The 10,052-nt window shown below is 73.1% G+C and carries 13 protein-coding genes; 5 read left to right on the plus strand and 8 right to left on the minus strand.

The window, feature by feature from the left end:
- Window positions 1-223: PadR family transcriptional regulator (locus IEZ12_RS18380; RefSeq protein WP_189272961.1), on the minus strand; the 223-nt coding region annotated here is incomplete at its 3' end.
- Between the two features lie 138 nt (window positions 224-361).
- Here IEZ12_RS18380 and uppS point away from each other — a divergent pair.
- The gene (uppS, locus tag IEZ12_RS18385; RefSeq protein ID WP_189272962.1) at window positions 362-1,138 is read left to right on the plus strand and encodes a polyprenyl diphosphate synthase; all 777 of its coding nucleotides are present in this window, start codon (window positions 362-364) and stop codon (window positions 1,136-1,138) included.
- A gap of 20 nt (window positions 1,139-1,158) precedes the next feature.
- Here uppS and IEZ12_RS18390 read toward each other — a convergent pair whose 3' ends face one another.
- Together IEZ12_RS18390 and IEZ12_RS18395 are read right to left on the minus strand one after the other, a co-directional pair.
- Window positions 1,159-2,796 (minus strand): alkaline phosphatase D family protein, encoded by a 1,638-nt coding sequence (locus tag IEZ12_RS18390; RefSeq protein WP_189272963.1) that lies wholly within the window; start codon window positions 2,794-2,796, stop codon window positions 1,159-1,161.
- 136 nt (window positions 2,797-2,932) lie between these two features.
- On the minus strand, window positions 2,933-3,424 hold the full coding sequence (locus tag IEZ12_RS18395) for a DUF1877 family protein (RefSeq protein ID WP_189272964.1): 492 nt from the start codon (window positions 3,422-3,424) through the stop codon (window positions 2,933-2,935).
- 73 nt (window positions 3,425-3,497) lie between these two features.
- On the opposite strand from IEZ12_RS18395, the gene IEZ12_RS18400 reads away from it, so the two are divergent.
- On the plus strand, window positions 3,498-3,647 hold the full coding sequence (locus tag IEZ12_RS18400; protein ID WP_189272965.1) for a hypothetical protein: 150 nt from the start codon (window positions 3,498-3,500) through the stop codon (window positions 3,645-3,647).
- Between the two features lie 507 nt (window positions 3,648-4,154).
- Window positions 4,155-4,955, plus strand: a complete 801-nt coding sequence (locus IEZ12_RS18405) for a GNAT family N-acetyltransferase (RefSeq protein WP_189272966.1) — start codon at window positions 4,155-4,157, stop codon at window positions 4,953-4,955.
- Window positions 4,956-5,070: 115 nt separating this feature from the next.
- On the opposite strand, the gene IEZ12_RS18410 is transcribed toward IEZ12_RS18405, so the two are convergent.
- Both IEZ12_RS18410 and IEZ12_RS18415 read right to left on the minus strand, forming a co-directional pair.
- Complete coding sequence (locus IEZ12_RS18410) at window positions 5,071-5,853, minus strand: class I SAM-dependent methyltransferase (RefSeq protein ID WP_189272967.1); 783 nt, start codon at window positions 5,851-5,853, stop codon at window positions 5,071-5,073.
- Window positions 5,850-6,239 carry a S24/S26 family peptidase gene (locus IEZ12_RS18415; RefSeq protein ID WP_189272968.1) on the minus strand — a complete coding sequence of 130 codons (390 nt, stop codon included), beginning with the start codon at window positions 6,237-6,239 and terminating at the stop codon, window positions 5,850-5,852. The genes IEZ12_RS18410 and IEZ12_RS18415 overlap by 4 nt, the downstream gene beginning before the upstream one ends.
- A gap of 179 nt (window positions 6,240-6,418) precedes the next feature.
- Between IEZ12_RS18415 and IEZ12_RS18420 the strand changes: the two genes are divergently transcribed.
- Complete coding sequence (locus tag IEZ12_RS18420) at window positions 6,419-7,033, plus strand: hypothetical protein (RefSeq protein WP_189272969.1); 615 nt, start codon at window positions 6,419-6,421, stop codon at window positions 7,031-7,033.
- On the opposite strand, the gene IEZ12_RS18425 is transcribed toward IEZ12_RS18420, so the two are convergent.
- The 3 genes from IEZ12_RS18425 to IEZ12_RS18435 form a co-directional block, all read right to left on the minus strand.
- A complete protein-coding gene (locus IEZ12_RS18425) occupies window positions 6,991-7,512 on the minus strand; it encodes a P-loop nucleotide/nucleoside kinase family protein (RefSeq protein WP_189272970.1) in 522 nt (173 codons plus the stop codon). The genes IEZ12_RS18420 and IEZ12_RS18425 overlap by 43 nt on opposite strands.
- Before the next feature lie 403 nt (window positions 7,513-7,915).
- Entirely contained in the window at window positions 7,916-8,743 is an 828-nt protein-coding gene (locus IEZ12_RS18430; protein ID WP_189272971.1) for a class I SAM-dependent methyltransferase, read from the minus strand.
- A 22-nt stretch (window positions 8,744-8,765) separates the two neighbouring features.
- A complete protein-coding gene (locus IEZ12_RS18435; protein ID WP_043912055.1) occupies window positions 8,766-9,263 on the minus strand; it encodes an FBP domain-containing protein in 498 nt (165 codons plus the stop codon).
- 86 nt (window positions 9,264-9,349) lie between these two features.
- Between IEZ12_RS18435 and IEZ12_RS18440 the strand changes: the two genes are divergently transcribed.
- The gene (locus tag IEZ12_RS18440) at window positions 9,350-9,919 is read left to right on the plus strand and encodes a TetR/AcrR family transcriptional regulator (protein WP_189272972.1); all 570 of its coding nucleotides are present in this window, start codon (window positions 9,350-9,352) and stop codon (window positions 9,917-9,919) included.
- Window positions 9,920-10,052 lie beyond the last annotated feature (133 nt).

Consider the following 10,052-nt stretch of genomic DNA (forward strand, 5'->3'; position numbering starts at 1 on the left):
CGGCCCGTCCGTCGTCGGTGAGCCGGACCGGGCGGCGTCGGCCGTCGCCGTCCAGGTAGGCGATCAGGCCTTTTCCGTGCAGTCGGGCGAGGGCGCCGGAGAGGCTGCCGCGGCCGAGCCGGGCGCCGGTCATCCGCTCGATGGCGGTGTTGACGGCGTAGCCGTGCAGCGGGCCGTCGGCGAGCGCGGACAGCACGAGCATCTGGGCGTCGTTGGTGCGCACCTGGTTCCTGTTCCGGTGGCCGGCCTCCCGGCCCGCCTCTCCCGTTTCTCGATGACACGCGTCGCGTGCTATTCATGTCCCAGTATGCACCGGGCGGGCCGCCGCCCGTCACCCGTCCCCGCTCTGAAGGGCCGTCACATGCGCCTCACCGCACCGCTGTACGCGCTGTACACCCGCCGCCTGCGCCGCCGGCTGGCGGGCGCCGAACTGCCCCGGCACATCGGCCTGATCATGGACGGCAACCGCCGCTGGGCCCGCGAGCGCGGACTGGCGGACACCCGCCTCGGGCACCGCTTCGGCGCCCAGCACGTCGGCTCGGTGCTGGGCTGGTGCGAGGCGCTGGGGGTGCGGCACGTGACGGTGTTCGTGTGCTCGGCGGAGAACCTTCAGCGGCGCGGCGACGACGAGATCGCCTTCCTGATGCGGGTGATCGAGGAGGTGCTGGCCGCGCACCTGGCGGTCCCCCGCCCGCGCTGGCAGGTGCACCTGGCGGGCGATCTGGACACCCTGCCGGATTCGACGGCCCGCGCCCTGAAGCACGCGGTGGAGGCGACGGCCGACTGCCCGACCGGCGCCCAACTGACCCTGGCGGTCGGCTACGGCGGCCGCCAGGAACTGGTCGACGCCGTCCGCGACCTGCTGCACGAACAGGCCGACGCCGGACGCCCGACGCGGGAGATCGCCGACGCCCTGACCGCCGGGGACATCGCCCGCCACCTGTACACCGCGGGCCGCCCGGACCCGGACCTGGTGATCCGCACCAGCGGCGAGCAGCGGATGTCCAACTTCCTGCTGTGGCAGAGCGCCTACGCGGAGCTGTACTTCTGCGAGGCCTACTGGCCGGCCTTCCGCGAACTGGACTTCCTGCGCGCGGTGCGTGCCTACGCGGCCCGCCGGCGCCGCTACGGCGCCTGACGGACCGCCAGGGGCGCGGATCAGGCGGGCTTGACGCCCGGGTTGCCCGCCTCGGTGACGAAGGAGGCGGCGGTGAGCAGCGTGCCGTCGGGGCGGGTGATGTGGCTGACGGCCCGGTAGTCGGCGCGGGCCTGGTGGCGGTCGAGGGTGACCACGGTGTAGCCGCGCCGCCCGTCGTAGAACTTCATGTGCGGGTTGGCCGCGGTCAGGGTCGCCCAGTTGGACGGGTGGGCCGCGCCGTCGCCGTCGCTGCTGATCGAGGTGCCGACGAACTCGACGCCCACGGTGCGGGAGTTCGGGTCGTCGAAGTTCCGCTTGACGTCCAGCGCGTAGGCCACGTGCACGTCGCCGGTGAGCAGCACCAGGTTCTTCACGCCGGCCTGCTCGACGGCCGTCAGGAAGCGCTCGCGGGCGGCCGGGTAGCCGTCCCAGGCGTCCATGGACAGCTTGGAGCTGGCGGCGGTGGTGTTCTTGCGGCGGGAGAACACCACCTGCTGCGGCACCACGTTCCACACCGCCTTGGAGCGGCGCAGCCCGTCGGCGAACCAGCGCTCCTGGGCGGCGCCCATCAGGGTGCGCTTCGGGTCCTCGGACTCGGGCGTCGGGTACTGCCAGCCGTCGCCGTTGGCCTGGTCGTCCCGGTACTGGCGGGTGTCGAGGATGTCGAACTGCGCCAACTGCCCGTACTGGAACCGGCGGTAGAGGGTCAGCTCGGTGCCGTTGGGCTTGGGCGTCCGCAGCGGCTGGTTCTCCCAGTAGGCGCGGTAGGCGGCGGCGCGGCGGGCGACGAACGGCGCCGGGTCCTGGTTCTTCTCGGGGATGCCGCTGGCGTAGTTGTTCTCCACCTCGTGGTCGTCCCAGGTGACGTACCACGGGTGCGCGGCGTGCGCGGCCTGCAGGTCGGGGTCGGTCTTGTAGAGCGAGTACCGCAGCCGGTAGTCCGCCAGCGTGGTGGTCTCGTGAGCGAGGTCCGCGGGCAGTACCCGGTCGGTGTACTGGCGGTCGCCGCCCACCGAGTCGATGCCGTACTCGTAGATGTAGTCGCCGACGTGGAACACCGCGTCCAGGTCCTCCTGCGCGAGGTGCCGGTAGGCGGTGAAGTAGCCGTCCTCGTACGCCTGGCAGGACACCAGACCGATCCTGGTGCGGTCCAGCTTGCGGCCGTGCGAGGGCGCGGTCCGGGTGCGGGCGGCCGGGGTGCTCCACTGGCCGACGGTGAACCGGTACCAGTACTCGCGCCCCGCCTCCAGCCCGTCCACGTCCACGTGCACCGCCCAGTTGAACTCGGCGTGCGCCCGCGCGCTGCCGCGCCGCTCGACCCGCCGGAACCGCTCGTCCCGGGCGACCTCCCAGCCCACCTTCACGTTCCCCGTCGGCGGCATCCCCGCCCCCGGCTCCAACGGACGCGGCGCGAGCCTGGTCCACAGCACCACCGCGTCCGGCAGCGGATCACCGGACGCCACCCCCAGCGTGAACGGGTTCTCGGTGAGGGTGCGCGGCGCGAGCTCGTTCTCCTCGGCGTGCGCGCCGGGCAGGTTGACGCCGAACGCGAGCGCGGCGGCGGCCGAGGTGACGGTCAGGAACCGCCGGCGGTCGAGCCGGGCGGCGGCGGCACGCAACTGCTGGTCGGGGGTGGGACGGTCGGCACTGCTGCTCATCGAACGGGCGCCTTTCACTGAACGGGTCGGTGTGCGAAGGAAATTCGAACCGTCCTGGTGGTCTGCCCGTGGTCATCGTCCCGGCAAACGAATGATCATTTGATGGCAAAGTCGTGAAGAGCCGCCCCGAGAACGCTCACTGATCGACCGTGAACACCACCGCCCGCCCCTCCTCGGCCGCCCGCCGGTAGAACTCCCGCAGATCCGGCAGGAAGCAGACCGTGTACGCCAGGTCCTCCTCGCCGCGCACCCCCTGATACTCCTCGAACTCCAACTCCGCGTACCGCCCCCGCACCCACGCCTCGTCGACCCGCCCCAACGCACCCGCCACCGCCCGCACCTCCTCCGGCTCGACATAACAGACCAGGTAGTCCTCCCCCTCGCACATCGCCCGCCCGCCCAGAATCACGTGCGACAACGGGAACTCCCCGTTCCCGTACTCCAGCCGACCGTCCGTCAGACACCGGTGCAACGCATCCCACGCCTTGTCCACCTCACACACCCACGCCTCGTCCCACGCCTCCTCCACCTCCTCGACCAACGCCATCACCTCCCCGTCACCACCACACCCCAACAACCGCGCCCGCTCCCCCTCCGCCAACGCGAACAACACTCCCCGACCCGCCATCCCGCCGCCTCCTCTCCGTTGCCGGGATTGAAGCCCAGGCCACTGACAGCGCCCACTGGCAGGATCAACCCCCGTGACGAACAGCGCAGGCCTCTCCCCGAACGGGATCCCGGGCTACGAGGGCGGTCCTCTCGCCCACCTCCCCGAACCACCCACACCGCCGCCGAACACCCCGAAACGCCTCGCAGCCGCCCTGCTCCACCACCGGGACCTGACCCAATGAGGCGCCGAATCGCAGGCCCGCGCGGGGTCCGGTCACTTCCCGACACCTAGGTGTTGCCGGAGCGCCCGAGGCCCCTGTGACCGAACCAGCGAGAGTAAGAGGCGGTTCAACGCATGACGCGCGCACGGTGTCCTGAGTAGGCCTCGCTGGATCCGGCGTTCGCATGGTTCCGTGCCGGCGGTGACCGTTACGCGGTCACCACGGGGTATGCCGTCCGGGCGGTCGGTGAGCAGGGCCGCAATGTGGTCCGCGCAGTGGAGGGCCGCCGCGGCCATGGCAGTTCTGGTCATCCCGGCGACGTGCGGGGTCAGCAGCGCGTTCGGCAATCCGGAGAGCGGTGAGGCGAAGGCGGCGTGCCGTCGACGGGCCTCGACCGTCGACGAACTCCCGGGCATCCGCCGAGCGCCACGGGCGCACCGTCACAGGGACGCCGGGCTGTGTCACCGTCAGGTCTTGATCTTGCAACAGCGCCGTGCGGACACGCACCGTCCCCGTACGCTCCTCCGCATGAGCCTGTCAGTTGCTGATGTCGCCGCCGCCGGTGCGGCCTGGGTGTGGATGCCGGACGACGCCGAGGTCGTCGCCGACGCTGAGTACACGATCCTCCGGCTGCCCGAGTATGTCGCCTTCGACCTCTCGGTGGTCTCCTTCACGCCGACTCGCCCGCTGGGTCAGGCCGTTGACGCAGTGGTGGAGCGGGCCCGTGCCTTCGGGCTGCCCACGCTCGACTGGCAGGTGCTGCTCGGCGACCCGGCGGGGCTGCCCGCCGAACTGGCCGCCCGTGGTGGGCAGGTGAAGATCGAACTGGAGATCGTGGCCGCCGACCTGAGCGAGGGCGCGCCGGCGCTCCGGCCTCCGACGGTGGACGTCTCGCTGCGCTGGGCCACGGACGTGGCGACGGCCCGGGACGGGCTCGCCATCGAGGCCGCCGGCTTCCGGGGCGAACTCCCGCCCGCCGAACGGATCGAGGCGGTCGCGGCCAGGAACGCGGAGACCGTCCCGGCCGGCCGCGGTGGCCTGATCGTCGCCTACGTGGACGGCGAGCCCGCCGGCACCGGCGGCGTGGCGATCGTGGACGGCGTGGCCCGGCTCTCGGGCGGCGTGGTGGCGCCGCACTGGCGCGGACGCGGGGTGTACCGGTCGGTTCTCGACGCCCGGCTGTCCTACGGAGTGGCGAACGGCGCGACGATGGCGCTGGTCAAGGCGAACCCGACCACGTCCGGCCCGATCCTGCGCAAGGCGGGCTTCACCGGCTTCGGCCCGGAGCCGGTCTACGCCGTCCCGCTGAACGGCGACCAGCCCCAGTAGTCCTCCAACTGCCAGGCAAACATGGACACAAGGCCGGTTTCACGGGCTTCACCCCGGGAGCCGGCCCGTCACACCCGTACCGACCCCGGCCGCCCGCAGCCGCCCTGACGGCCCATCACAATCGCCGGGCCCGCAGCACGCCTGTCCGCATCGGCAGCACGAACTCGCCGTCGGCCGTCTCCGGTCGGCTCGCCAGGTAGGCGCGGGCCCGGTCCAGCCGCGACCGGCGTTCGCCTTCCGGCATGACCAGCATGCCCGCCTTGGTGCCGAGCGTGGCCACCAGCGACTCGGCGGTCCGGCGCTGGCCGTGCGGGAATTCGGCCTGTTCGGCCGCACCGAACCGGGCGGGCCCGCCGGACGGGGGCAGGTGGAGGGCGGCCGTCCCGGTGCGCCAGCTGGCGGGGACGTCGCGCGGGCCGATCGCCGCGCTCCCGCCGACCTCGGCGAGGCCGGCCACCCAGCCGACGCCGTCGTCGAACAGGTTCCACAGGCCGGCCAGCACCCCGCCCGGGGCGAGCACCCGGGCGATCTCGGGGCCGGCCGCGTCCATGTCGAACCAGTGCATCGCGTTGCCGGACAGCACCGCGTCGAACGACCCGTCCGGCAGCGGAATCGACTCCGCACTGCCCGTCAGCGCCCGAACGTCCGGCAGCTCCCGGCGCAGCTCGGCCAGCATGGCCGGGTCGGGTTCGACGGCGACGACCTCGACGCCCGCCGCGAGCAGGCAGCCGGTGAGTTTGCCGGTGCCGGCCCCGAGGTCGAGCACCCGGCGGCCGGGGGCCGGATCGAGCGCCCAGCGGACGGCCGCCGGGGCGTAGTCCGGGCGGTGTGCGGCGTAGGCGTCGGCGGCCGCGCCGAACGACTGCCGGTGCCGCAGGTGTTGGTCGCTCTCCGTCATCGCCTGTTCTCCCCTTCGCTGGGTCGGACCTGGTCGGTCGCGGCCTTCGACGTCCGGCTCGATGCGCCGGGCCGGGCGGTGCCGTCGATGCAGACGCAGATGCCGAAGACCCGGTCGTGGCTCGTCCAGCCGTTGACGCGGCCGCGGTTGTTGCTGATCTGCACGCGCCGCCGGGCCGGGTCGAGGGCGGAGACCAGGTGCAGGTACACGGTGCCGGCGACCCGGGCGAGCACGATGTCGCCGACCGTCAGCAGCGTGGGGTCCACCGGCGCGACGATCACCGGCTGCCGGCTGCGGATCAGCGGCACCATCGACGAGCCGCTCGGCCGGAACTCCACGGTGGCCCCGCCGGCGACCCTGGCCGCCACGCCGTCCAAAGCTCCCATCCGTCGATCGTGTCAGCCCCGCTCGACACCCGTCCACGCAATTTCGGACCACCGGGCCCGCCCCCTGGTCGCAGATCCGAGTACGGATACTCTGGCGGGCGGTGCATCGCACACGGAAGGATGCCCATTCGGGGGGACGGGCCGTCCGAGGCCCGCCACTGTCTTTTGGAGTTCTCGCCGTGAAGCGTCCCGTCCTGGTCCTCGCCGCCGCCGCTCTCGCCACCGTGGGGGCACTGACCGGCTGCGGCAGCACGCACGTGACCGGCTCCGGGTCGGCCCCGGCGCCGGACCCGCAGGTGTCGGCGAGCATCAGCAAGATGCAGCAGGAGGCGCAGGAGCGGTGGCAGCGCGAGATCGCCGAGGCGGACCTCAAGTTCCCCGAGGTGGCGAAGCTCTGCGCGGGGAAGTCCACCGTCCCGCCGACCCCGGTGGCCACCGCGGGCGGCGAGGGCGGGACGAACCCGGAGAACTCCAAGTACGCGGAGAACCACGCCTACTTGCAGATGGCGACCCTGACGGAGAGTCAGCGCTGCCGCGGCGAGGCCCACGCGGCCCGGATCACGGCGGCCGCCGCGAAGAACACCCCCGCCGACGAGACCCAGGCCCGCACCCTGATGACCGGCCTCGCCTACCCCGGGGCCGTCCTCTCCGCCTACGGCGACGGCGTCCACTTCACCCTCTCCGTCCCCGGCTCGGGCGGCTGCCTCACCGGCGTGCTCTCCGGCGCGGGCCGGATCGAGGTTCACGGCGCCTACCTGGAAGGCGGCTGCGAACGCCCGCGCGGCGGCCACTGATCCGGAGCCTGCCCCTCCCCTTCGCCGTGCGGCTCCTCGGAGTGCTCGGCGATCCACGTCAGCGCGCCGGGCGAGATCGGCACGCCCTCGCCCCGCGCCTCCCGCGCAGCCAGCCGACGCAACAACTCCGGCCGCTCCACCGGGAAGCACCACAGCCGCCACCGCGCGCCGAGCCCGACGACCAACCGCTTGTACTCGTCGCGCTCGGCGCGCGTCCCCAGCCCGTGGTCCAGCACCACCGACCGCCCGGCCCCCACGAGTGCCACCAACTCCGCCCGGACTTCACCCACCACGCTCTCCAGCAGCGCCAGGTGCTCCGCCTCCGGACAGTCCACCCCGAGCCGCCCGTACCGCGCCACCACCCGCTCATCGACGGACAGCCGGACCACCCCCTCCCGCTCCAACTCCCGCGCGAACGTGCTCTTCCCCGCCCCCGGCAACCCGGACAGCAGATGCACCACCGCCTTCGATCCCCGCATGACAGCCAGGCTACGCTCCGGACACCCCTCACCCGCTCGCGGATCCGGAGCCCGGAGCGGGCCGAACAGAATGCGACGGACGACGAACTCCACGCCGCAGCACGTGGGTTGGCATGCCGATCCAGGTGGACGACAAACGGGCCGGCCTGCTCGTCCAGTTCCTGGCGCCCGGCCCCCGCCGCTTCTCCGAACTCCGTACACCATCGCCCCGAGGTGCTCACCGCCTCGCTCCGCACACTGGAACGCGACGGCTTCGTCCTCAGCACCCCCACCCAGGCCCGACCCACCACGTCGAGTACCAGCTGCCCATCCTCCTCGCCATCCTGGCCCCCGCACTTGGGCCGAGACCCATCTCGAAGAGTTACTGACCGACCGCGAAGCGGCCGACGGCACGGGCCTGACCTCAGCGCCGCGCCGACACCAGCAGCGCGGCGTGCGGCAGCTCCAACTCGCCGTCCTCGGAACGGAATTCGGTGGCAAGCCGGTCGAACTCCCGCCGCGCCCCGGCCCGGACCTCCGGCGGCTGGTGGCGCAGGAGTTCGCCCAGGAACGCGACGCCGCCGGCCGGGCCGCCCCACCAGGCCTCGCTGCTGGTGCGGTGGTTCCAGCGCAGCAGTCGGCCGTCCGGCTCCGCCAGTCCGGCGGTGGCGAGCAGGGCGCGGAAGGCGGCGAGGTCGGTGACGGCCGCGAGTGCGGCGGGTGGGGCGGGCAGGTCGGCGGGGCGGGTGGCTCCGGCGGCTTCGAAGGCGCGGGCGAGCAGGGTCTGTCCGGGTGGGGCAGGGGCGGCCCAGGTGGTGAGGACGAGCCGTCCGCCGGGGCGGAGGACGCGGCGCAGTTCGGCGAGTGCCTCGTCCGGCCGTCCGACGTGGTTGAGGACGAAGTTGCCGACCACGGCGTCGAACGCGCCGTCGAGGAAGGGGAGTTCGGGGAGGGTCGCAAGGCTCACCGCCGCCTCGGGCGCGGCGCGCCGGGCTTCGGTGAGCATGCCGGGTTCGGCGTCCACGGCCGTGACGCGGGCTCCGCGGGCGCAGGCCGCCGCAGCGACGGTGCCCGTTCCGGTGCCGACGTCGAGCACCGTGCTGCCGGGTCGGACCTCGGCGGCGTCGAGCAGCGCGGGTACGGGGTGGGCGCAGAGTCGGGCGACGCTCGCGGCGTAGGCGGTGGCGCTCCGGGCCCAGATCCGGCGCTCCAACGCGTCGAACGCCTCGACGTCCACCTCGACCTGGCTCATGCCCGCCCCCTTCGACGACCCGTCAGCTCGTCTCCCCGCCCTGCACCTTGGCGAGGAAGCCTGCCAGATTCTCCCTCAACCGCTCGATCCGCTGCTCCCGCGTCAGCGACTCGTGGATCCGGGTGCCGGTCTCGCGCAGGCCGCGGACGTACAGCGGGCAGGCGAGGTCGCTGCACATGTAGGCACCGACGGAGTTGCCCTGGCGCCCGGCGGGGCCGGCGAGCGGGGCGACCAGCAGGGAGACGCCGCCGGTGTGGGTGGTGACGCAGAGGGAGCAGATGCTGCGGCGCGGCTGCCAGGTGGCGGCGGACGAGCTGCGCAGGACGACGGCCTGCGGGCGGTCGTCGAGGACGGTGACCAGGTAGGCGCGGTCGGGGGCCTGCGGGTCGCGCCAGCCGAGGAAGTCCAGCTCGGCCCAGGGCTGGTCGGCGAGCTCGCGGGGCAGGTTCAGTCGTTTCGCCTCGCCCTTGGAGCAGTTCAGGAACGCGGCGCGGATCTCGGACTCGGTCAGCTCTCTCACGAAACGCCACGTTAATTTGCCTAAATCGTTTAGGCAAATGGATAATCATGGACGTACGGCACGAGAGAACAGCAGGAGGCGGTCCGGTGGCGCGTGCAGGTCTGTCGGCGGAGATCCTCACCAAGGCGGGTGCGGAGCTGGCCGACCAGGTGGGGTTCGACCAGGTCACGGTGACGGAGGTGGCGCGGCGCTTCGACGTGAAGGTGGCCAGCCTGTACTCGCACGTGAAGAGCTCGCAGGACCTCAAGGTGCGGATCGCCCTGCTGGCGCTGACCGAACTCGCCGACCGGGCCGCCGACGCGATCGCCGGACGGGCGGGCCGCGACGCGCTGGCCGCGTTCGCCGAGGCGTACCGCGGCTACGCCCGCGAGCACCCGGGGCGCTACCAGGCCACCCGGCTCCGGCTGGACCCGGAGACCGCCGCGGCCAGTGCGGCCCCCCGGCACGCCCAGCTGACCAGGGCCATCCTGCGCGGCTACCACCTGCCGGAGCCGGACCAGACGCACGCGGTGCGCCTGCTCGGCGGCGCGTTCCACGGCTACATCGAGCTGGAGGCCGCCGGGGGCTTCGCCCACACCCCGGTCGACCCGCAGGCGTCCTGGGACTGGATCGTCGACTCGCTGGACGCCCTGCTGCGCGCCCGCGCCGACCACTGACCCACCCCGCCCGCAGGCACCCGGCCACAAGCAGCGGCCGCCGACCGGGCGTACCCGGTCGACGGCCGCAAACGCTCCCCCGCCGAAATCCCGACGAGCCGTCAGGCCCCGTCGCGCACCGGCAGCTTCCAGC

The sequence above is a fragment of the Kitasatospora griseola genome (assembly GCF_014648555.1).
Classification (GTDB): Bacteria; Actinomycetota; Actinomycetes; order Streptomycetales; family Streptomycetaceae; genus Kitasatospora; species Kitasatospora griseola.

Coding starts and splice junctions, on each gene's coding strand:
- uppS (WP_189272962.1), top strand. CDS start 362: ATGCGCCTCACCGCACCGCTGTACGCGCTGTACACCCGCCGCCTGCGC.
- IEZ12_RS18395 (WP_189272964.1), bottom strand. CDS start 3,424: ATGGCGGGTCGGGGAGTGTTGTTCGCGTTGGCGGAGGGGGAGCGGGCG.
- IEZ12_RS18405 (WP_189272966.1), top strand. CDS start 4,155: ATGAGCCTGTCAGTTGCTGATGTCGCCGCCGCCGGTGCGGCCTGGGTG.
- IEZ12_RS18425 (WP_189272970.1), bottom strand. CDS start 7,512: ATGCGGGGATCGAAGGCGGTGGTGCATCTGCTGTCCGGGTTGCCGGGG.
- IEZ12_RS18390 (WP_189272963.1), bottom strand. CDS start 2,796: ATGAGCAGCAGTGCCGACCGTCCCACCCCCGACCAGCAGTTGCGTGCC.
- IEZ12_RS18415 (WP_189272968.1), bottom strand. CDS start 6,239: ATGGGAGCTTTGGACGGCGTGGCGGCCAGGGTCGCCGGCGGGGCCACC.
- IEZ12_RS18410 (WP_189272967.1), bottom strand. CDS start 5,853: ATGACGGAGAGCGACCAACACCTGCGGCACCGGCAGTCGTTCGGCGCG.
- IEZ12_RS18430 (WP_189272971.1), bottom strand. CDS start 8,743: ATGAGCCAGGTCGAGGTGGACGTCGAGGCGTTCGACGCGTTGGAGCGC.